The sequence below is a fragment of the Leifsonia xyli genome (assembly GCA_001647635.1).
GTDB classification, from domain to species: Bacteria; Actinomycetota; Actinomycetes; order Actinomycetales; family Microbacteriaceae; genus Leifsonia; species Leifsonia xyli_A.
Genome location: CP014761.1, coordinates 132,113 through 154,174 on the forward strand (window position 1 = coordinate 132,113; position 22,062 = coordinate 154,174).

General features: G+C 69.3%; 16 protein-coding genes, 1 tRNA gene and 1 pseudogene. 15 read left to right on the forward strand and 3 right to left on the reverse strand.

Annotated elements, in window-relative coordinates:
• Window positions 1-3 precede the first annotated feature (3 nt).
• Window positions 4-642, reverse strand: a complete 639-nt coding sequence (locus A0130_00720) for an MBL fold metallo-hydrolase (GenBank protein ID ANF30400.1) — start codon at window positions 640-642, stop codon at window positions 4-6.
• Window positions 643-728: 86 nt separating this feature from the next.
• On the opposite strand from A0130_00720, the gene A0130_00725 reads away from it, so the two are divergent.
• From A0130_00725 to A0130_00755, 7 genes are all read left to right on the forward strand, one after another.
• A complete protein-coding gene (locus A0130_00725) occupies window positions 729-2,843 on the forward strand; it encodes an ATPase P (protein ANF30401.1) in 2,115 nt (704 codons plus the stop codon).
• A 54-nt stretch (window positions 2,844-2,897) separates the two neighbouring features.
• A complete protein-coding gene (locus A0130_00730; GenBank protein ID ANF30402.1) occupies window positions 2,898-3,800 on the forward strand; it encodes a diacylglycerol kinase in 903 nt (300 codons plus the stop codon).
• Between the two features lie 94 nt (window positions 3,801-3,894).
• Window positions 3,895-3,970, forward strand: a tRNA-Glu gene (locus tag A0130_00735).
• A 192-nt stretch (window positions 3,971-4,162) separates the two neighbouring features.
• Window positions 4,163-5,719, forward strand: a complete 1,557-nt coding sequence (locus tag A0130_00740; GenBank protein ID ANF30403.1) for a hypothetical protein — start codon at window positions 4,163-4,165, stop codon at window positions 5,717-5,719.
• A gap of 913 nt (window positions 5,720-6,632) precedes the next feature.
• The gene (locus A0130_00745; protein ID ANF30404.1) at window positions 6,633-7,637 is read left to right on the forward strand and encodes an NADPH:quinone oxidoreductase; all 1,005 of its coding nucleotides are present in this window, start codon (window positions 6,633-6,635) and stop codon (window positions 7,635-7,637) included.
• Between the two features lie 65 nt (window positions 7,638-7,702).
• On the forward strand, window positions 7,703-8,557 hold the full coding sequence (locus A0130_00750; GenBank protein ANF30405.1) for an alpha/beta hydrolase: 855 nt from the start codon (window positions 7,703-7,705) through the stop codon (window positions 8,555-8,557).
• A gap of 56 nt (window positions 8,558-8,613) precedes the next feature.
• Window positions 8,614-9,222: a TetR family transcriptional regulator gene (locus A0130_00755; GenBank protein ID ANF30406.1), complete on the forward strand. Its 609-nt coding sequence runs from the start codon at window positions 8,614-8,616 to the stop codon at window positions 9,220-9,222.
• 117 nt (window positions 9,223-9,339) lie between these two features.
• Here the strand turns inward: A0130_00755 and A0130_00760 are convergent, their stop codons facing one another.
• Together A0130_00760 and A0130_00765 are read right to left on the reverse strand one after the other, a co-directional pair.
• Window positions 9,340-9,621, reverse strand: coding sequence for a hypothetical protein (locus A0130_00760; GenBank protein ANF30407.1), 282 nt, complete (start codon window positions 9,619-9,621; stop codon window positions 9,340-9,342).
• A gap of 134 nt (window positions 9,622-9,755) precedes the next feature.
• On the reverse strand, window positions 9,756-9,983 hold the full coding sequence (locus tag A0130_00765) for a KTSC domain-containing protein (protein ANF30408.1): 228 nt from the start codon (window positions 9,981-9,983) through the stop codon (window positions 9,756-9,758).
• A gap of 204 nt (window positions 9,984-10,187) precedes the next feature.
• Here A0130_00765 and A0130_00770 point away from each other — a divergent pair, with 204 nt between their 5' ends.
• The 8 genes and pseudogenes from A0130_00770 to A0130_00805 all read left to right on the forward strand — a co-directional run bounded on the left by A0130_00770 (window position 10,188) and on the right by A0130_00805 (window position 22,042).
• A complete protein-coding gene (locus tag A0130_00770) occupies window positions 10,188-11,264 on the forward strand; it encodes a tellurium resistance protein TerC (GenBank protein ANF30409.1) in 1,077 nt (358 codons plus the stop codon).
• Complete coding sequence (locus A0130_00775; GenBank protein ID ANF30410.1) at window positions 11,261-12,079, forward strand: hypothetical protein; 819 nt, start codon at window positions 11,261-11,263, stop codon at window positions 12,077-12,079. The genes A0130_00770 and A0130_00775 overlap by 4 nt, the downstream gene beginning before the upstream one ends.
• Before the next feature lie 7 nt (window positions 12,080-12,086).
• The gene (locus A0130_00780) at window positions 12,087-13,274 is read left to right on the forward strand and encodes a hypothetical protein (protein ANF30411.1); all 1,188 of its coding nucleotides are present in this window, start codon (window positions 12,087-12,089) and stop codon (window positions 13,272-13,274) included.
• A 5-nt stretch (window positions 13,275-13,279) separates the two neighbouring features.
• Window positions 13,280-14,934 (forward strand): annotated as a pseudogene (locus tag A0130_00785) (hypothetical protein).
• A 40-nt stretch (window positions 14,935-14,974) separates the two neighbouring features.
• The gene (locus A0130_00790) at window positions 14,975-15,679 is read left to right on the forward strand and encodes a hypothetical protein (protein ANF30412.1); all 705 of its coding nucleotides are present in this window, start codon (window positions 14,975-14,977) and stop codon (window positions 15,677-15,679) included.
• A 151-nt stretch (window positions 15,680-15,830) separates the two neighbouring features.
• Window positions 15,831-18,446: a hypothetical protein gene (locus A0130_00795; protein ID ANF30413.1), complete on the forward strand. Its 2,616-nt coding sequence runs from the start codon at window positions 15,831-15,833 to the stop codon at window positions 18,444-18,446.
• Between the two features lie 2 nt (window positions 18,447-18,448).
• Window positions 18,449-21,061 carry a hypothetical protein gene (locus tag A0130_00800; protein ID ANF30414.1) on the forward strand — a complete coding sequence of 871 codons (2,613 nt, stop codon included), beginning with the start codon at window positions 18,449-18,451 and terminating at the stop codon, window positions 21,059-21,061.
• A 12-nt stretch (window positions 21,062-21,073) separates the two neighbouring features.
• A complete protein-coding gene (locus tag A0130_00805; GenBank protein ANF30415.1) occupies window positions 21,074-22,042 on the forward strand; it encodes an ATPase in 969 nt (322 codons plus the stop codon).
• Window positions 22,043-22,062 lie beyond the last annotated feature (20 nt).

Sequence of the window (22,062 nt, forward strand, 5' to 3'; positions counted from 1 at the left end):
CGGTCACAGGTCGAGCGAGTCGCCGGGCTCGAGCGCGTAGAACGTGCCGCCGCCCTGTTCGGTCGCCCACTGCAGGCGCGCGTTCGCCATGTCCTTGCCGGCGCGCGCGAGCACCATCTCGTGGATGGGGAAAGCGCGCTTGGGCTTCACGGCCAGCACGTAGTCCATGGTCTCGGAGATCTTCATCCACGGGGCGCCGGCAGGTGCTGCAAGAACGTCGACCTCGACGCCCTCCGGGATGAAGAACGAGTCGCCGGCGTAGTAGAGCTGGTCGTTGATCAGCACGCCGAGGTTGTCCACCACCGGGATGCTCTCGTGGATGACGGCGTGACGTCCGCCGAACAAGCGGAGGGTGAAGGGCTCGACCTCGACGGTGTCGCCTGCGCTCACCACGGTGATGTCGAAGTCGGAGGCCGCGCGGGCGACGCCCTCCGGCGCGAAGATCTTCACGCCGGGGGAGAGGTCGAGGACGCGGTTCAGCTGCTCCGGCGTCCAGTGATCGGCGTGCTCGTGGGTGATGACCACGGCGACGGCGTTCGCGGTGTCGGTCAGCGGCGAGGTGAAGCTGCCCGGGTCCACGAACAGCTTGCGTCCGTCCTCTTCGAGGAGGAGTCCCGAGTGTTCGAACTTCGTGAGTCTCATGGGTCCCAGGAAATACCGGATGGGATGCGCACGCAAGCGCGGAACGGTTGAGGAATATACCCCTAGGGGGTACTGTTGGAGGCGTTATGGACGAAAGAGAACAGCACGCACCGGTCGCCGAGCACGAGCACGCGCATGAGCACCACGCCCACGAGCACCACGACCACGGTGAGCACGACCACTCGGGTCACGCCGGGCACGACCACTCCGGTCACGCCGGCCACGACCACTCGGGTCACGCCGGGCACGACCCTGCCATCTTCAAGCGCAAGTTCTGGCTCACGCTCGTCCTGACCATCCCGACCCTGGTCTTCTCCCAGGGGCTGCAGGAGATCCTCGGCCTCAGCGGGCCGCGCTTCCCCGGCAGCCAGTACATCCCCGCCGTCTTCGGCGTCGCCATCTTCTTCTACGGAGGCCTCGTCTTCCTCCGAGGCGCGGTCGACGAGCTGAAGGCGAAGCAGCCGGGCATGATGACCCTGATCTCGCTCGCCATCGTGGTCGCCTTCGGCTACAGCATCGCGGTGACCCTCGGTCTCCCGGGCATGGACTTCTGGTGGGAGCTCGCGACCCTCATCCTGATCATGCTGCTCGGCCACTGGATCGAGATGTCCGCCGTCATGGGCGCACAGGACGCGCTGGGCGAGCTGGCGAAGCTGCTCCCGGACACCGCGGAGCGCGTCGCGAACCCGCACGCCGAACCGCAGACCGTTCCGGTCTCCGAGCTCCGCGTCGGCGACCTCGTCCGCGTCCGTCCGGGCGCCGCCGTCCCCGCCGACGGCGAGATCGTCGACGGCCGCAGCGACATCGACGAATCCCTGTTGACCGGCGAGTCCGCCCCCGTCACGCGCACGACGGGGGAGCAGGTCGTCGCCGGCAGCATCTCCGGCAGCGGGTCGCTCGTCGTCCGCGTCACCCGCACCGGCGGCGACACCGCTCTCGCCGGCATCATGAAGCTCGTCTCGGAGGCGCAGGCCAGCAAGTCCGGAGCGCAGATCCTCGCCGACCGGGCGGCCGCCTGGCTGTTCTACGTCGCGCTCGCGGTCGCCGTCGTGACGCTGGTCGTGTGGACCATCCTCCGGCCGGGCGACCCCGCGTTCATCCTCGAACGGGTCGTCACCGTCCTGATCATCGCGTGCCCGCACGCACTCGGCCTCGCCATCCCGCTGGTCGCCCAGATCTCCACCGCCCTCGGCGCCCGCAACGGCCTCCTCATCCGCGACCGGCACGCCATGGAGGACGCCCGCCGCATCGACGTCGTCCTGTTCGACAAGACCGGGACGCTGACCGAGGGGCGACAGGGCGTCGTCTCCGTCGTCGCGGCCGACGGCGACGCCGACCGGCTGCTGGCGCTCGCCGCGGCCGTGGAGGCGCCGGCCGAGCACCCGATCGCGGCGGCGGTCGTCCGCCAGGCGCGCGAGCGCGGCCTGACGGTCGTGCCCGTCGCCGAGTTCGAGGCGCTCGGCGGACGCGGTGCGTCCGCCAGTGTCGCGGGCGAGACCGTCACCGTGGGCGCGCCGCGCCTGCTGGTCGAGCGCGGGCTCGAGCCCTCCGCCGAGCTGCGCGAGGCCGCCGACGCGGCCGCACGCGAGGGCCGCACGGTCGTCTACGTGCTCGCCGACGGCCGCGTCCTCGGGCTGATCGCCCTGGCCGACGTCGTCCGTCCCGAGTCGCAGGAGGCGGTGCGGTCGCTGCGCGACGCCGGCGTCCGCGTCGCGATGCTGACCGGCGACTCCCGAGCGGTGGCGGAGTCCGTCGCGGCGCAGCTCGGGATCGACGAGGTGTTCGCGGAGGTGCTGCCGGGCGACAAGTCGGCGACCGTGGCGCAGCTGCAGGCCGACGGCTCCCGAGTGGCGATGGTCGGTGACGGCGTCAACGACGCCCCCGCGCTGGCGCAGGCCGACGTCGGCATCGCCATCGGCGCCGGAACGGACGTCGCCATCGAGTCCGCCGGCGTCGTGCTCGCCTCGAGCGACCCGCGCGGCGTCGCTAAGGTGATCACGCTGTCCCGGGCGACGTACCGCAAGATGCTGCAGAACCTCGGCTGGGCCACCGGCTACAACGTCATCGCGCTGCCGCTCGCGGCGGGCGTAGCCATCGGCCTCGGCATCCTGGTGTCGCCGGCGTTCGGCGCCGCGCTGATGTCGGTCTCCACGATCGTTGTCGCGCTCAACGCCCAGCTGCTCCGCCGCCTCCGCCTCTGACGTCGGCGCTGCATAGCCGGGGTATCGGCGGCGCGTGTGTCATCATCGTGCACTGTGACCGTGACTCCGCGGGCCGTGGTCGTCGCGGTCAACCCGATGGCCTCCTTCGGCCACCGCCGTGACGTCGGCCCGCGCGTGGTCGAGCGGCTGCGAGCGGCCGGCCACCGAGTGGTGGCGATGGACGAGGCGAACATCGAGCTGCTGCGCCGCGAGACCGCCAAGGCGATCCAGGATGGAGCCGACGCCCTGATCGTCGTCGGCGGCGACGGCATGGCGAATCTCGGCATCGACCTGGTGGCCGAGACCGGACTGCCCCTCGGCATCGTCCCGAGTGGAACCGGCAACGACCTCGCGGACGGCCTCGGCATCCCCGTAAACGACACCGAGGCGGCGATCGGCGTGCTCCTGGCCGCGCTGCAACGGGAGCCGCGCACGATCGACGCGGGCACGATCCGCCACGGCGAGCTGACCACCTGGTTCGGCTGCGTCGTCTCGGCCGGATTCGACGCGACCGTCAACGAGCGCGCCAACCTCATGACGCGCCCGCGCGGCCGCAGCCGCTACGTCGTCGCTCTGATCCGGGAGCTCGCGACCCTCCACCCGCGTCCCTACCGCATCCAGGCCGACGGCCGCCTCATCGAGGTCGACGCCATGCTGGTCTCGGTCGCCAACAACCGCTCGCTCGGCGGCGGGATGCGCATCGCCCCCGACGCGGATCTCTCCGACGGGATGCTCGACCTGTTCATCGTCGAGCGGATGTCGCGCCTCCGGTTCTTGCGCATGTTCCCGAAGGTCTTCCGCGGCGAGCACACCGACCTGCCCGAGGTCACCCTGCTTCGCGCCGCTTCTGTCCGCATCGAAGCGGACGGGATCGTCGCCTACGCGGACGGCGAGCGCATCGGCCCGCTGCCGATCGACGTCACGGTCGCGCCGGGCGCCCTCCGCGTCCTCGCGTGAATCCTGCCGAACACCCCCGCGCGACGCGCCCGGGACGCCGCCCTCGTTTTGGCACCCGCATCCCATCTGTGGCATGATCTTCTAGTTGCAAGACGGCCCCATCGTCTAGCGGCCTAGGACGTCGCCCTCTCACGGCGGTAACGCGGGTTCAAATCCCGCTGGGGTCACCATCGCCCGCTTCCCTTGTTTTTCAAGGGAAGCGGGCCTTTTTAGTTTTCCACTCTCCATTCCTGTTCGGCTGGCTCCTGCAACTTAAGTCGGTTTCGTGTAAAAGTAGACCGAAATTGGACCACACGGACGGAGCCGGAATGACAGCATCGTTGGTCGTCGATGGACGCCCTTTTCTCGCCATCGGTGGAGAGGTGCACAATTCGAGCTCGTCGGACGCCGCCTATCTGGCCACAGAGTGGGGTCGGCTCGCACGCACGGGAATCAACACGGTGCTGGTCTCCGTTGCCTGGTCCGAAGTGGAGCGTGCGGAGGGTGAATTCTCATTCGAGATCGTGGACGAGCTGCTCCGGTGCGCGCGCGACGCCGGTCTGCGGCTAGGAGCTATTTGGTTCGGTGCATTCAAGAACGCGCTCTCGACCTATGCACCGAGTTGGGTCAGGGCCGACACCGACAGATTCCCGCGCACTATTCCGCAGCGGGACCCGCTGCCCACGCCGTTCAATTACGACGGCGCCACGGCGAAGCCCGCGCTCTCGGTGTTCTCGCCGGAACTCGCCGCGGCGGATGCGCGGGCGTTCACGGCGTTTGTGGAGCACCTTGCCATGGTCGACGACACAGGCACGGTGATCATGATCCAGATCGAGAACGAGATCGGGCTGCTCGGCTCTTCCCGGGATCATTCTGAATTGGCCGCGGCAGCCTGGCGGGGTCCTGTCCCTGCTGCGCTGATCGCTTTGGCGCACGAGGAGCCTGAAGCCCTGCCCGCCGGCCTTGCCGCTGCTCTCGCTGACTCTGCTCAGGGTGTGACGTGGGCCTCGCTCGCCGGGTCGGAGGACGACATAGACGAGACGTTCATGGCATGGGCGTTCGCCGAATACGTCGAACGGCTCGCCATGTCGGCGCGCCCGGCGACGCACGTCCCGTTCTACACCAACGCATGGCTCGGGCCGCAGGCCGGCCAGGACCGGCCCGGTCAGTATCCGAGCGGAGGGCCGACCGCCCGGATGCTCGGGCTTTGGCAGGCTGCCGCGCCCTCGCTCGACTGGCTGTCGCCGGATATCTACATCGACGACACCCGCGCCGTGCTCGAGGCCTACGCGCAGCGCTCCAACCCTCTGTTCGTTCCCGAGTCGCGGTTCTCCGCAGGCGACCTGTTCGTGGCTGTCGGAGCCCTGAACGCGATCGGCTACTGCACCTTCGGGCTGGAGGACGGCCGCGACGACGCGTTATTCTTCCGGGCCGCTCGCAGCCTCCTCGCGTTGTGGGATCTGATCACCACCCAGCGTGACAGCGCGGGCGTTTGGGGATTCGCCCTCGACGCGGACGAGGAGTCCGCGAGGCACGATTTCGGCGACGTCACCGTCACCGTTCGGAACGGCCCAGCCCTTTTCGCCAGGATGCTGCTCGATGTGGGAGTGCAACTCCCTGAGCCCGCGCCGCCGGCGTCCGAGACGCTTCCCGGCGCCATCCCCGTTCCCGCCGACTCGCGTCCGTTCGGCATCGTCATCCGGACCGGAGCGGACCAGTTTGTCGTCGCCGGTCAGGGCGCGCTTTTCGATTTTGACTCGGAGAATGGGCTTGTGGAGATAGACGAGGTACGCGAGCTCATCCCGGAGGGCGGCACCCTACGACCGGCGCGCTTCCTGAACGGCGACGAGTGTCTAGAGGTGGTTCCGCAATCGGGAATCGGGATCGCCGAGATCACACTCGTCCGGCCAGTCCCGGCACCGATAGGGGTCTCAGCGTGAGGCCCGGGCCGTCCTGATCACGCGTCGGTGGGTCCGCTCTTCGCTGCCCGCGCAAGCATCCTCGCGCCGTGAATGCCCGCGTCAAGGGTGCAGCTCCGCTGGATCGCGAAGCGACGCGCAGCGCCCTTGACCCGGTCACTCACGGCGCCATCATCAGCTGTCGGGCCGCCGGGGAATTGAGATTTCTGGGGCCACGGCTGGTGGTCGCGCCCATGAGGCGCCAACAAAGGGCGCTAACGCGCAGCGGCAACAAAATGGCAAAAAATGAATGAGTTTGGTGCGATCTTGGTGAATCATCGAGATCTCAAATTCCGCCAATTCACTGGGATCCAGGCCGGGCTCGGTCAAGAATCTCAGCCTTCTTTCGCCCTCTCACGGCGGTAACGCGGGTTCAAATCCCGCTGGGGTCACCAACAGCCCGGATACCAGTCATTCACTGGTGTCCGGGCTTCTTCGTTTCGCCGTTGCGGCGCGCGCCATTCGGCCCGCTGGCAACACTTTGCAAAAAGTTGATTTCGTCACCGCGTCATTTCGCCCAGCCGATTCGCCCCAGCGCAGCCCGCAGTAGACGCGTGTGAGGACGAGGGTGTCGTAGCCGTACTCTGCCTTGGAGCGTTCCCCGACGGCCTGCGAGCGCAGCGACCTGATCATGAGTGAGATAGCGCCTGCCCCGGCAAAGGGTGCGACTGACACGGTCAAAATCGTTATGGATAGTCGGACTGGGCCCGAATGAAAACCATGGTTTTCCAGCCATCCAGCGAACCGCACGCAAGCGGATCCCTCATCGTTCGGTGGGCTCGTCATCGGTGTCGGTGCCGCAGTACTCAGCCTGTGGTCTCGGAATACATGCGCGGGGTTGCGCCTTTTATCGAGTGCACTCAAAATAGAGTAAACTCGAAAAAATAGGATATTCATGAAAGCCATCGTTCTCTCGTCGTACAAGAAGCCGCTTGCCGTGGGCGAGCTTGCTGAGCCGGTTATGGGACCGCGTGATGTTCTCATCGACGTGCACGCGGCTGGTTTGAACCAGCTCGATGAGAAGCTCCGGGCGGGCGAGTTTGCGCAGGTGATACCGCTCCGATTACCGGCAGCGCTGGGGCACGATGTGGCCGGAATCGTTCTCGATGTCGGATCGGAGGTGCGGTCGTTCCAGGCTGGCGACGCCGTGTACGGGCGGGCGCGGGACGGGCGCATCGGAACATTCGCCGAACGGATCGCCGTCGACGAGGACGACCTGGCTCCGGTCCCTGCTGCGCTCACGATGGTGGAAGCCGCGTCCCTGCCCCTGGTTGCGCTGACTGCGTGGCAGGCACTTGAGGTGCGGGCGAATGTGCGCCCGGGACAGAAGGTGCTCATCCATGCGGGAGCCGGGGGAGTGGGTTCGATTGCGATCCAGCTCGCCAAGCACCTGGGTGCCACGGTCGCCACGACCGCGAGTGCCGGCAACGCCGAGTTCGTGGCGTCGCTCGGTGCCGACGTCGTCATCGACTACCGGACCGACGATTTCGAGAAGCAGCTCAACGGCTACGACGTTGGTCTCGACAGCGTCGGCGGTGAGAACCTGATGAAGTCGCTGCGCATCCTCCGGCCCGGGGGTCGAGCGATCGGCATCGCGGGACCTCCCGACGCGGCCTTCGCCCGTCAGCTCGGCCTGAACCCGGTGTTGCGGGCCGGCATCGCGGCGATCAGCCGCGGAGTGCGCCACGCGGCGCGGAAGTCGGGGGTGGACTACTCCTTCCTCTGGATGTCCGCGAGCGGCGATCAGCTGCGCGAGATCTCGGCGCTCACGGAGTCGGGTGCGATCCGCCCGGTCGTCGGTCGTGTGGTCCCGTTCGACGAGATCCCTGACGCGCTCGGAACGAGCGGGGTCCGCGGCAAGACCGTCGCCGCCATCCACCGCGATGCTGCCCGTCCATGACCCTGAGCGCCGACGCCGATGGCCCGTGCGCACCCTCAGCCCGAATCACACAGAACGGAGTCATCATGAACACACAGAAACCGATCATCACCTCATACGCGCAGGCACCGACCCGGAGCGTGAGCACGGGCGGAGTCACCTTCGCCTACCGTGAGCTGGGCCCGGAAGGCGGCATCCCCGTCGTCTTCTTCGTCCACCTGGCGGGCACGCTGGACAACTGGGACCCGCGGATCGTCGACGTGATCGCCCGTGAGCGTCACGTCATCACCTTCGACCAACGTGGCGTGGGGGCATCATCCGGCACCGTCCCGCGGACCATAGAGGAGGCAGCTGACGACGCTTACACCTTCGTCCGTGCGCTCGGACTGGACCGGATCGACGTCTTCTCGTTCTCCATGGGCGCCATGATCGCGCAGGACCTGGTGCTGAAGCACCCGGAGCTCGTCCGCCGACTCGTCCTCACCGGCACCGGACCCCGCGGCGGTGAAGACATGGACAAGGTGGTGCTCACCACTTACCTGGACGTCATTCGGGCCGCTGTGCGCCGCACCGATCCCAAGGAATTCCTCTTCTTCAACCGCAACGAGACAGGGAAACGCGCCGCGAAGTCGTTCCTCGCCCGCCTCCAGGAGCGCACGACCGACCGCGACACGGACATCGCGCTCCGGGCGTTCAACACCCAGCTGTTCGCGATCCGGAGGTTCGGCCGCGCCAAACCGTCCGACCTCTCCGCGATCACGCAACCCACCCTCATCGCCAACGGCGACAACGACCGCATGGTCCCATCGAGACTGTCTGAGGATCTGCACCGTCGGATCGCGGGGTCACAGCTGGTCATCTACCCGGACTCAGGGCACGGTGGCATATTCCAGTACCACGAAGAGTTCGCCCCGCTGGCGGCGGCGTTCCTGCGAGAGTGAACGGCACGGGCCCAGCGGGTTATGGTGATCACCTGTCGTTCCGCGAAAGGGATGAAATGACCGCCACCCCCGCCGTCCCCGGCCGGCGAGAGCGCAACAAGCAGGAGAAGCTCGACCGCATCATCGCGGCCGCGAGCACGCTCTTCGCTGAGCGTGGCGTCGACGACGTCACAACACAGGAGGTGGCCGAGGCCGCGGACATCGGGGCGGGCACGCTCTTCTTCTACGCGCGCACCAAGGGCGAGCTGTTGCTGATGGTGCAGAACGCGCTTTACGCCGATGCTCTCCAGGAAGGCCGGCATGCGGCCCAGGCGCTGGACCAACCAGTTGACGCGCTCCTCGCTATCGCGGCGCCGATCATCCACTGCAACCGCACGCAGGTCGAGAACGGGCGTACCTACCTCCGCGAGATGGTCTTCGGCGACCCGACGGAGCCCCACCATGCGAAGGCGCTCGAAATCGCCTCCGAGACCGAGCAGGTCATGGCCGAGACGATCGCACGCACAACCGGTGTAGCCGCCGACCAGGCCGCGGTCCTTGCCCACATCGCCTCCGCGGTCCTCTTCCTCGCGATGTCCACCAGCCCGGCCGACACCGACAGCCGGACCATCGCGGAGAACGTGCGCCGCCAGATCGCCGCCCTTTTCGTACCGGAATGCCCGTGACTCCGTGCTCCACTCATCCCGGTAAATCTGGTCGGCCATGTCGCCCTCTCACGGCGGTAACGCGCGTTCAAATCCCGCTGGGGTCACACGGAGAAATCAGCCGGGAGCGGGGTTTTTTCATGGGCTGACCGGTCCGTCGGTCACATCCCAGGAGTGCTGCTGCGGCCAGCTCGATGGGATCATCCCTGTCGTGCGTCGATGCAGACCGCCCGCTTCATCGACCCAGATGTGCATCCGCCGGTGGACGGTCGGGTAGGTCGGCCCCAGGAACCATGCCACCGGGTTCACCAGTTCGAGTGCGATACGCCACGCGGGCGGCATGACGAGGTGAAGCATCCACATCTCCGTGGGGCCGATGTCGCCGTCGAGATGCCAGTCGTCGTTCATGCGCCGCATCATCTCTGTGCGGAGTCTCTGGCCTGCGATCGTGTGCACGCCACCAATCATGACTGGTGCGGGGTCGCGCCACGTACGGCGGCGCGCATGTGGACGTCACCCTCGGCGACGTCTACGACGGCCGCTGACACTCGCCCTCACCGCGTCCCGCCCTCCGGCATCCACTCCTCCGGGTACCGGCCGCGGATCGCCGCCCCGAAGTAGCCGCCGGCCGACTCCGCCGCCTGCAGCTCCCGCCACACCCGCGCCGGCACGAGGAAGTACCGGTACACCGCCCCCGAGCTGAACTCCACCTCGAGCATCCGCAGGCCGGCGTCGTAGCCCGCCGACGCGATGACCGCGCTGTCGAACCCCACCCGTTGCACACCCGCACATTACGCTGTCCCGCGCGGCGACCCGGAGCCGACTAATATGGCCGAAGCGAAGGGGAGTATCCCGGACGGGCCCGCAGGGTTCCGGCGCTGCGCACGTCATCACGGCCCTCCATGTCGGCGGACCCGGGCGCAGGGGCACCGCGAGGTGCGGGAGAGACTTTCGGCCATGCCGCACGCCCTCCGAAAGGTTCCCCCGTGGAAGTCGCTTTGCCCCTCTGGTTCGAGATCGGCTCGTTCGTCGTCCTGCTCGCCATCCTCGCGTTCGACCTCATGATCATCTTCAAGCGGCCGCACATCCCGAGCCCGAAGGAGGCGGCCCTGTGGGTCACCTTCTACGTGGCCCTCGCGCTGGTGTTCGCGCTGCTGATGCTGCTGATCGGGGATGCGGAGCACGCCGGGCAGTTCCTCGCCGGCTGGCTGACCGAGTACAGCCTGAGCATCGACAACCTGTTCGTGTTCGTCATCATCATGGCCAGGTTCCAGGTGCCCCGGAAGTACCAGCAGGAGGTGCTCATGGTGGGCATCATCCTGGCCCTGATCTTCCGCGGCGTCTTCATCCTGCTGGGCGCCGGGCTCATCGCGAGCTTCAGCGCGATCTTCTACCTGTTCGGCGCGTTCCTGCTGTGGACGGCGTTCAACCAGGCGTTCCGCAGCCACGACGACGAGGGCGAGGAGGACTCCTGGTTCATCCGGTTCGCTCGCCGCCACCTCAAGGTCTCGAACCAGTACGAGGGCAACAAGCTGCGCACCACGGTGAGCGGGCGGAGGATGTTCACGCCGCTGATCATCGTGTTCCTCGCACTCGGCACCACGGACCTGCTGTTCGCCCTGGACTCCATCCCGGCGATCTTCGGCATCACGCAGAGCCCGTTCATCGTCTTCACCGCGAACGTGTTCGCCCTGATGGGCCTCCGGCAGCTGTACTTCCTGCTCGGGCACCTGCTCGACAAGCTGGTGTACCTCAAGTTCGGGATCGCGTTCATCCTCGCCTTCATCGGCGTGAAGCTCATCTTCCACGCCATGCACGAGAACGAGCTGCCGTTCATCAATGGCGGCGAGCACATCGAATGGGCGCCCGACATCAGCACGTGGACCTCGCTCGCGGTGATCGTCGGTGCGATGCTTGTCGCTACGATTGCAAGTCTGGTGAAACTGCGGATGAGCGGCATCACCGTCGCCGAGGCCATGCACGACGGCGACACGGAAGACACCGAAGAGGACGAGACCGAGACCGCGGCCGTCGACGGCATCCAGGAGGACCCCCGCACATGAGCTCTCTCGTCGGCGTGAGCGTCCGCAGCGACACGGGTGCGGTGCGGCACGTCAACGAGGACAGCGCTCTGGCGCAGGACCCGGTATTCGTCGTCGCCGACGGCATGGGCGGGCACGCTCGCGGCGACCTGGCGAGCAGCACGGCGGTCGAGAGCCTGGCGCGCACCCTCCAGGCGGGGACGAGGCCCACCCCCGACGAGGTCATCCGCGCGATCGACGAGGCCAACGCGGCCGTCCGCGCGCTGTCGGGCGCGGACGAGTCCGGGGCCGCGGTCGCCGGCACGACGCTGACCGGCATCGTCCGGGTACGCGTGCCCGAGCTCGCCGCCGAGCAGTGGATGGTCGTCAACGTCGGTGACTCCCGCGTCTACAGCTGGGACGGCCGGGCGCTGCGGCAGCTGACCGTCGACCATTCGGCGGTGCAGGAGCTGGTGGATGCGGGCCTGATCTCCGAGGCGCAGGCGGCCGTGCATCCCGAACGAAACGTCATCACCAGGGCGTTGGGCGCCGAGGACTTCGTCGACACGGACAGCGCCCTCATCCCCGAGCAGGGGCGGCAGATCTTCCTCATCTGCTCCGACGGACTGACCCGCGAGCTGAGCGACGCGCAGATCGCCGCGATCCTCGCCGAGGGTCCGACCGACCCGGCGGCGGCACTGGTGGCGGCCGCGAACGCGGCAGGCGGCCACGACAACATCACCGTGATCGTGGTTGAATCGGTGACCGGGGAGGATGCTCCGGCTCCCGTCGACACGCGCGACCGCGTGGACGGCGCAGGCGGCCGCGAGCTCGAAGACACGCAGCCGAGGGAGTAGGTCGTCCGTGTTCGAGGTTCAGCAGACGGCAGCAGGGGAGTGGGCGGTCGTCGCGGGCGGTGGACGCGCGCTGCTCGTCGCCGAGACCGACGCCGGCCGGCTGCAAGCCCTGCTGGACGCTGTCCGCGCGGGCTTCGCCGAGACGCTGGATGCGCTGGTCGCGCGAGGACTGAGCCGCACGCCGTCGTTCGCGCTGCTGGACGCGTCCGCCGAGACGGTGCTGCTCGCCGTGCGAGGCGGCGCGTCCGCGACGGCGACGGAGGGCGGCCGCGACCGTGAGGTGCGCGCGACCGGCGTCTCGTCGTGGGTCGAGACCCAGCTGGCCGAAGCGCAGGCAGTCGCGCTGGGCGAGCGCGCCGACGCCGGGGCCCTGCCTCTCGTCGAGGGCGTCGTCCGTGCGTCGGGTCTCGCGTGGTCGGCGGCCGACCCGGCGGAGGAGGTCGGCGCCACGGTGGCGGCGCCGCCGAAGCGCGAGCGCGACACCGGGCCGGTGGATGCGGTCATGGCCGAGCCCGATCCGCAGACCCGCGTCCCCGAGGCGACGCTGGCGGACGTCGCGCCCATCGCATCCGCGCCCACGGTGGCCGCCCCGGTCGCCGAGACCACCGGCTACGACCACCTCTTCGGCGCCACGATGGTCCGCAGCGTCGAGGACGCCGCCGTGCGCCCGGACGAGGAGGAGGCGGCGCCGCCTCGCATCGACCTGCCGGGGTTCATCACCGACTCGTTCCCGCCCGCCGCAGGGAGACTGGAGGGCGACCACGACGGCCTCACCGTGATGAGCGGCGACCTGCCTCAGCGCACAAACGGCACTCCGGCCGACCCGGATCCCGCGCCCGCTGCTCCCGACCGCCTCGCGTACGCGCTCCTCCTCTCCGACGGCCGCCGCGAGCCGCTGACGGTGCCGATCGTCGTCGGCCGGGCGCCGAGTGTCTCCGCGGTGCCGTCGCTCTCCGGCGCCCGTCCGGTCACGCTGACGAGTGCCGAAGACGACATCTCGCGCTCGCATGTCGCCGTCGCCGTCGAGGGCGACAGCGTCGTGGTGACCGACCTGCACTCCCGCAATGGCACCGTCATCGTGCTCCCGGGTGCGTCCCCGCAGAAGCTCCGCAGCGGCGAGCCGACGACCGTCGTTCTCGGCACGCTGATCGACCTGGGGAGCGGCGCGACGCTGACGGTCGAGGCGGCCGGATGAGGCGCATGGCGTCGCAGCCGCCCGAGCTCGACGGCTTCCACTTCATCCGTCTGCTCGGGTCCGGCGGGTTCTCAGACGTCTTCCTGTACGAGCAGGAGCTGCCCAAGCGGAGCGTCGCCGTGAAGGTGCTGCTGACCGACGGCGTGGACGACGCGGCCCGCGCGCGGTTCGTGGCCGAGGCGAACGTGATGGCGCGGCTCTCCGCCCATCCCTACATCGTCACCATCTTTCACGCGGGTGTCGCCGGCGACGACCGTCCGTACCTGGTGATGGAGTACTGCTCCGGCCCGTCGCTCGCCGACCGGCTGAAGCGCGAGCGGATCGGTGTCGAGGACGCCCTGCGCACCGGCGTCCGCCTGTCCAGCGCTGTCGCGACCGCGCACGCCGCAGGCATCCTGCACCGCGACATCAAACCGGCGAATGTGCTCACCACCGCGCTCGGCTGGCCGGCGCTGACCGACTTCGGCATCGCGTCCGCGCTCGAGGAGCTGCCGGTGCACACGACGACGCTGTCAGAGCTGCGGCGCGAGCCGTCGGACACGGCCACCTCGGGGAGCCGCAGCGTGGGCCTCAGCGTGCCGTGGTCGCCGCCGGAGATGTTCTCCGACGACCCGGACCCGGACGTGCGCAGCGACATCTTCTCCCTTGCCGCGACGGTCCAGACGCTGCTCGCCGGGCGGACTCCGTTCGAGGTCCCGGGCCGGTCGAACGGCACCCTCGATCTGATGGGCCGCATCGAGCGCGGGATGATCACACCGCTCGACCGCACCGACGTCCCGTCCTCGCTCACCGCCTCCCTCCGCCGCGGCATGGCGACACGGCGCGAGGACCGCTACCAGTCCGCCGTCGACTTCGCCCGCGCTCTTCAGCGGGTCGAGCTGGAGCTGGGCCTGGCTCCGACCAGCATCGACGTGCCGAATCTCAGCGTCGGGGATGCGCGTCCGGCACCCGGGGGAGCGGCGACGAGCAGGAGACCCGGGCGCGGTCGGTGGCGACCATCCGCGCGCAGCCCGGGGAGCGCCCCGCGCCGCCCGTCCGGGACGTCGTGGAGCCGGAGGCGCCGGAGCCCGCGGCGACCCGTGTGCGCGGCGTCGCCGAGGTGGCCCCGCAACCGACCTCGACGCCCGCTCGCCAGAGCGCGGTCGCCGAGCACACCGTGCTGCGTTCGCGACCGACCCCGCCGGCGGACGACGTCGCCGCACCGCCGTCGTCCGACGGCGCTCTCGTCATCGCCCCGCGCGACCCCCGCCGCCGTCTCCTCACCTGGATCGGCGTCGGTGCCGCCGCGGTCGTGGTCCTCGGCGTCGCGGCCACGATCCTCGCGAGCGTCCTCGCCCCGGCCGCCGCACCGCGCACGCCCGCCGCGGGCCCCGGCGGCGACGACGGCGGCATCGCCGTGACGGTGGTCCCGCCGCCGGTCCTGGTCTCCGCCGTCCGCGCCCCCGACGGCGCCAGCGCCGCCTTCACGTGGAAGACCGAGGGCGCGAAGAAGGGCGATCAGTACACCTGGGTGCAGGAGGGCACGACCAACGGCCCCTCGGTCACGACCGACCCGACAGTGACCGTGACCGGACTCACTCCCGGCGTCCCCGTCTGCATCGACATCGCCACCGTCCGGGCCGGACGCACCTCCGAGCAGCTGAAGGCGTGCGCCTCGTGACCGGCGCGGCCACCCGCTCACGGTCGAATACTGCGGCGAGCTGTACACCGTCGATCCGGGCACGGAGTTCGGCATCGGCCGCGAGGCCGAGCTGACCATCGACGACAACCCGTACCTGCATCGCCGCTTCCTGACGGTGGTGCACGACTTCGGGATGTGGTGGCTGAGCAACGTCGGCACCCTCCTGACCGCTACGGTCACGGATGCCACCGGCACCATGCAGGCGTGGCTCGCTCCCGGTGCCAAGCTCCCGATCGTCTTCCCGACCATGCATGTCATGTTCAGCGCCGGCGCGACGACCTACGACTTCACGATCACGAGCGACGAGGACTGGTACGCCACCGCCGTCCAGGTGGACGCCTCGCACGGCTCCACGACGGTGCTCCCGGTCACGCTGACCACGAGTCAGCGGCAGCTCATCGTCGCCCTCGCCGAGGGCGTCCTGACGCAGACCGTGCCCGGCCGGGGCACCATCCCGAGCTCGGCCGAGGCGGCGGAGCGGCTGGGCTGGAGCATGACCACGTTCAACCGCAAGCTCGATAACGTCTGCGACAAGCTCGACAAGCTCGGCGTGGCCGGTCTCCGCGGCGGCCGCGGCAAGCTCGCGACCAATCGTCGCGCGCGCCTGGTCGAGTATGCGGTGACCACACGACTCGTCGGCGTGGAGGACCTGCCCCTCCTTGAGGGGGACCCCGCACGCCTTGACCCTGCCGCGACTCCGCGGGAGGGTGGGGCGGACGACTGACGCGCGAGGCGCGTGGCCCGGCGGGAATGGGGAGTCCTCCCCATTCGGACGCGTCACCGGGCCGTGTTAGCGTGGACGCGTTTCCAGCCCGGGGGATAGCAGAGTCTTGGTTTCGTTGAGCAGGTGGATCCGTGAGCGCAAGACGCTCGCGATGATCACCGCAGTCGCCGTCGTCGCCGGCGTCCCGCTCGCCATCGCCGTGCTGCACAGGGGCTTCCCGGTGAACGCCGTCGAGCTCGACACCCGTGACGTGTGGGTCACCAACGGTGAGAAGCTGCTCGGCGGCCGGCTGAACCACCAGATCGACGAGCTGGACGCGGCGGTCACGGGCGCGAGCGCCGACCTGGACGTGCTCCAGGACGGGTCGGCGTACTTCCTGACCGACCTCCCGCACGGCACGGTCGACCGCATCGACCCGGCCTTCGTGTCGCTCGGCGGCCGCATCCAGATCCCGGAGGACTCGCAGGTCGGCTACGGCGGCAACACCCTGTCGGTGCTCGCGCCGAACGGCTCCCTCTGGGTGCTGGATGCGTCCGGCCGCCTCGACTTCGATAAGGCGAAGACCAAGCCGGTCGCCAAGGTCGGGAGCGGGGCGAAGCTGGCGGTCGCGAAGTCGGGCAAGACCTTCGTGGTCGCCCCGAAGAGCAAACGGCTCGTCACCGTGGACCACCCGAACGCGACGCCGCAGACCCGCGACTTCCCGGTGCCGGGAGCATTCCAGCTGACCGCGGTCGGCGACCAGCCCGTCCTGCTGGACACGCAGCGCAACCGGGTGATCACCGGCTCCGGCACGACGGTCGACCTGCCGGCGAAGGGGTTGAAGCTCCAACAGCCTGGGCAGGACGATCCGGCGGCGCTGGTGGCCACCGCGAACAGCCTGCTGACGGTCCCGCTCGGCGGCGGGAAGGTCGTCGCCGCTCCCGCGGGCGCCACGGCGAAGGGCGGCCCGGATGCGGTGTCCGCGCCCGTGCGGCTCGGCACCTGCTCCTACGGCGCGTGGTCCGGCTCGGGCCGCTACCTCTATTCGTGCGACGGCAAGAAGCCCGTCGGGCTGGACATCGACCAGCCGGTCCAGGGTGACGACCTCGAATTCCGCGTCAACCACGACGTGATCGCGCTCAACAACCTCCGCGACGGCAACGCGTGGGTGGTCTCCTCCGACATGCGGCTGGTGCAGAACTGGGCGCAGCTGAAGCCCAACGACACCACCGTGCAGGGCGACACCGGCGAGGAGAAGCCGGTGGTGCAGTCCTTCGCCGACACCCTCGCGCAACGCACCGAGGTCAACCGGCCGCCGGTCGCGGTGAACGACGCGTACGGCGTGCGGCCCGGCCGCTCCACCGTGCTGCACGTGCTGGCGAACGACACCGATCCGGACGGTGACGTGCTGACCATCTCGGACGTCTCCGCCATCCCTGCCGCGCAGGGCGTGCTACAGCTCGTCGAGGGAGGCCGCGCCATCCAGTTCACGCCGAAGGAGGGGCTGAGCGGGACGATCTCGTTCCGCTACTCCGTCGACGACGGCCGCGGCGGCACCGCCGGAGCGCAGGTGGATGCGACGCTCAAGCAGCCGGCCGAGAACGCGGCTCCCGCCTCCACCCGGTCGAGCACCGCGCAGACCGAGGTCGGCCAGTCCGTCACCTACAACGTCCTCAACGACTGGATCGACCCGGACGGCGACGACCTCAGCCTGGTCGCCGCGACGGCGACCACCGAGGACGACGTGCGGTTCAAGCCGAACGGCGACGTCACCTTCACCAGCAAGACCGGCCAGGCCGGATCGAAGGAGGTGCGGGTCACCGTCTCGGACGGCCGCGCGTCCACCACCGGCAGCCTGATCGTGACGGTCAAGCCGGCCGGCACCCTGGACCCGGTGGCGGTCACCGACTTCGCGGACGGCTTCACCGGACGGCCGGTGGTGCTGCATCCGCTCGACAACGACCAGTCGCCGTCAGGCGAGCCGCTCACGCTCGTCGGAGCCTCCCTCGACGGATCGGGCGCCCAGGTGACCGCCGACGCCACCAAGAGCACGATCACGGTGAAGACCAACTCCCCGGGCCAGTACTACATCGAGTACACGCTCGGCGCGGGCCCCAAGACGACGACCGGCCTCGCCCGCGTCGACATCGCGGCGCAGGGCGCCAGTGAGGCGCCGCCGATCGCGGTCACCGACAAGGCGTACGTGCGGCCCGGCGAGCCGACCTCGGTCGCCGTGCTGGACAACGACGTGTCGCCGTCGGGTCGCGTGCTGGCCGTCCGCTCGGTGGCAGTAGGGAAGGGCGCGGAGGACCTCAACGTCGAGGTGCTCGACAACGCGGTCGTCAAGATCACCGCCCCGACCGTGCTCACGCAGCAGGTGCAACTGACGTACGTCGTCTCGGACGGCGTCGCCGAGGCGACGGCAGGGATCACGGTCGTGCCTGTCCCGCCGCTGGTCCAGCACCAGCCTCCGGTCGCCGTCGACGACCAGGTGCCGGTCCGCGCGGGCGATGTCGCCACCGTGCCCGTGATGGACAACGACTACTCGCCCGACAACGCGCCCTTCACGCTGGATGCGCAGCTGCGGGATGCGAGCGGCGCCGGCGATGGCGCGACGGCCTTCGTGAGCGGTGAGACCGTCCGCTACCAGGCGCCGACCACGTCGGGCCAGTACAACGTGGTCTACGGCATCACCGACAAGTACGGGCAGAAGGCGCAGGCGACGGTCACCTTCGTGGTCGAGGCGCCGACAAGGGGTCCGACCGCGCCCCGCAGCCGGCGCCGCTGACGGTGCGTGCATTCGCCGGCTCGTCCGTGCCGGTCGATGTGCCGCTCGACGGCATCGACCCGGACGGCGACTCGGTTACGCTCTCCGGCCTCGCCACCCAGCCGACGCTGGGACGCATCTCCGACTCCACCAGCCGGTCCTTCACCTACGAGGCCTACCCGGACTCGGCGGGCACCGACACCTTCACCTACCAGGTGAAGGACACGTACGGGAAGACCGCCACCGGCACGGTATCGATCGCCGTCATCCCTCGCCCGGACCAGGTGCGGCCGCCGATCGCGGTCAACGACCCGGTGCAGGTCAAGCCCGGCCGGACGATCGCGGTGCCGGTGCTCGACAACGACTCGGACCCGAACGGCTACGCCATCGCACTGCAGAAGAAGCTGCTCCAGGTGGACGACGGACTCAAGGCGTCGGTGCACGGCAAGATCGTGCTCGTCACCGCGCCGAAGGAGGAGGGCTCGTTCGTCGTCCGCTACCAGATCACGAACGGTCAGGGCGGAGTCGCGAGCGCGTTCATCCAGGTCACGGTCACGCCCAACGCGAAGGACGTACCGCCGACCGCGGTCGACCACGTGCTGGAGGCCGACGAGGTCGCGGACAAGAGCAGCGTGAAGGTGAACGTCCTCGACGGGGCGACCAACCCGTCCGGGCTCGTCGATGCCCTCAAGGTGGATGTGACCGGCCCGAACGCATCGGCGGCGACGGTCGGCGACGACGGCACCCTGACCGTCAAGCCGGGCGAGCAGCGGATCGCGATCGCCTACACCCTCACCGACCCGGTCACCTCGCTGAAGGGCACCGCGTTCGTCGTCGTGCCGCCCAAGGGCGACGCGACCGCCCCTCCTCGCCTCCGCGACGGACTGCCGCAGCAGATCGTGCAGTCCGACGGCTCCAAGAGCTGGAGGCTGTCCGACATCCTCACGGTGCCCTCCGGCCGCGGCTACAAGCTCACCGGCGCCTCGGGCGTCAGTGCGACGAACAGCGCGGGCGGATCGTCCTACGGCGACGAGCAGACGCTGACCTTCACGGCGGCGAAGGGCTACCGCGGGCCGGCCGCGATCACCTTCAAGGTGAACGACGGTCGCGAGGCGGGGACGACGGCCGACCGCGTCACGACGCTCGTGCTGCCGATCACCGTGGGGGAGCCTGACCAGTCCGACGTCGCGCCGACGTTCACGTCGCCCAGCGAGAGGATCGAGCCGGGCGAGGCTCCGCTCTCGGTCGACCTGCGGGCGTCGAGCTTCCACCCGAACCCGGACATCCTGAGCAAGCTGACGTACGCCGGCGGGACGTCGCCGAACCCGAGGATCCAGTCGTCCCTCAGCGGATCGACGCTCACCCTCTCGGCGCCGCTCGGCGCACAGGCGGGCGAGACCGCGTCGATCCCGGTGACGATCAGCTCGGGCACGCACACCATCCAGGGCACGGTGAACGTGCAGGTCGTGAGCTCCAGCCGGCCGGTCGCCACGCAGAAGAACCCGCCGCAGACCGAGGAGGTCAAGCGCGGGCAGACGGCCACCCTGAACGGCGCCGCGAGCGACGACCAGTGGGTGAACCCGTTCCCCGGGCAGGCGCTGATGATCACCGACGCCACGGCGCAGAGCGCGCCGTCGGGGGTCACGGTGACGCACACCGGGTCGTCGATCAGCGTGAGCGCATCCTCGGGTGCGGCGATCGGCGCGGTCAGCGTCGTGTACCACGTCGAGGACGCGACCAAGGATCCGAAGCGGACCGCCTCGGCCATCGGGCAGCTGCGGGTGACGATCCACGACGTGCCCGCGAAGCCGAGCGCGCCGTCGAACCCCCGGGCGAGCGACGGGAAGGTCACGGTGGCGATCAAGGCCCCGGCCGACAACGGCAAGCCGATCACGAATTACCAGGTCACCGACGGCACGCACACGGTGACGACGCAATCGGTCGGGGATGTGACGATCGGCGGCCTGACGAACGGGAAGTCGTACTCCTTCACGGTGCGCGCGCAGAACGCGGACGGATGGAGCGAGCAGTCCGCGGCGAGCCCGGCGGTCACGCCGTACGGCACCCCCACCGCGGTCGGCAACGCCAAGATCAGCAGCAGCGGCAACGCGCCGAGCGACCTCACGCTGAGCTGGAGCGCGCTCTCCGACCCGAACGGCACCGGAGGCGGGAAGGCGACCTATCACTGGCGGCTCAACGGCGGCGGCTGGAACGACACCACCTCGACCTCGGCGAAGGTCAACAACAAGGGCGCCGGGAGCTACTCCTTCGAGATCTACGCCTCCAACCCGGGCGGCAAGGACGGTCCGCACTCCACGTCGAACACCGTGCAGGTCAACGACCCGCCGCCGCCGTCGCCCTCGGTGGACCTCGCGAAGGGCGACCTCAAGCCCGGATATGTCCACAGCTACACGTACGACGTGACTCTCCACAATTTCAAGGCGAACTCGTCGTTCAGCATGCAGGTGCACTGCAATGGAGGAACGCTGTCCACCCGCACGATCAACACGGACGGCAGCGGATATGGGCACTACCACGGCGACCCCAACAGCAGCATCGAGCCGTGGTGCGGCTACCCCGGTGCGTACGTGGTGGTCGGCGGCGTCCAGAGCAGTGTCCAGGACTGGTCCAAGTAAGGAGAACACGCAGTGGCAGTCACACAGGAGCAGGCGGACTGGTTCGCCGGGGCGTTCGCGCAACTCGTCGCGAACGTCGACAAGGCGATCCTCGGCAAGGAGCACAGCATCCGCCTGGTGATCACGGCGATGCTCTCCGGCGGCCACGTGCTGCTCGAGGACGTGCCCGGCACGGGCAAGACGGTGCTCGCGAAGGCGCTCGCCAACACGGTCGAGGGCACGCAGTCGCGCATTCAGTTCACTCCGGACCTGCTGCCGTCCGACGTCACCGGTGTGACCATCTACGACCAGTCGACCGGGCGCTTCGAGTTCCACGCGGGTCCGATCTTCGCGACCGTCGTGCTCGCCGACGAGATCAACCGCGCCAGCCCGAAGACGCAGTCCGCGCTGCTCGAGGTGATGGAGGAGGGGGTGGTCACGGTCGACGGCGTCGGACATCCCGTCGGATCGCCGTTCGTCGTCATCGCCACGCAGAACCCGGTGGAGCAGGCGGGCACGTACTCGCTCCCCGAGGCGCAGCTCGACCGCTTCCTGATCAAGACGTCGCTCGGCTATCCGGACCACGCGACGACCGTCGATCTGCTGCTCGACTCGTCCAACCGGGCGCGCGCGTCCGCGGTGCGGCCGATCATCGCGGCGGACTCGGTGTCGACGCTGGCCCAGCTCGCCTCCGAGGTGCACACCGACGCCAGCGTGATGGGGTACCTCAGCGAGATCGTGACGGCCACGCGCGACGACAAGGACTCGGCCCTCGGTGTGAGCATCCGAGGCGCCCTGGCGCTCGCCCGCGCGGCGAAGACGTGGGCGATCGCGGCCGGACGCACCTACGTGACGCCGGACGACATCCGAGACCTCGCTCTGCCGGTGCTGGCCCACCGGGTGATCGTCGACCCCGAGTCGGAGTTCGCCGGGGTGACCGCGGCCGACGTGGTCGAGCGGGCGGTGGCGTCCGCGACGCCGCCGGCGTACCGCGCGGCCTGAGAGCCCCTTCCCGAAGCCGA

Excerpts from the sequence above, each read along its gene's own strand:
- A0130_00720 (ANF30400.1), bottom strand. The coding sequence starts at position 642 with ATGAGACTCACGAAGTTCGAACACTCGGGACTCCTCCTCGAAGAGGAC.
- A0130_00755 (ANF30406.1), top strand. The coding sequence starts at position 8,614 with ATGACCGCCACCCCCGCCGTCCCCGGCCGGCGAGAGCGCAACAAGCAG.
- A0130_00750 (ANF30405.1), top strand. The coding sequence starts at position 7,703 with ATGAACACACAGAAACCGATCATCACCTCATACGCGCAGGCACCGACC.
- A0130_00795 (ANF30413.1), top strand. The coding sequence starts at position 15,831 with ATGATCACCGCAGTCGCCGTCGTCGCCGGCGTCCCGCTCGCCATCGCC.
- A0130_00725 (ANF30401.1), top strand. The coding sequence starts at position 729 with ATGGACGAAAGAGAACAGCACGCACCGGTCGCCGAGCACGAGCACGCG.
- A0130_00775 (ANF30410.1), top strand. The coding sequence starts at position 11,261 with ATGAGCTCTCTCGTCGGCGTGAGCGTCCGCAGCGACACGGGTGCGGTG.
- A0130_00760 (ANF30407.1), bottom strand. The coding sequence starts at position 9,621 with ATGATGCGGCGCATGAACGACGACTGGCATCTCGACGGCGACATCGGC.
- A0130_00745 (ANF30404.1), top strand. The coding sequence starts at position 6,633 with ATGAAAGCCATCGTTCTCTCGTCGTACAAGAAGCCGCTTGCCGTGGGC.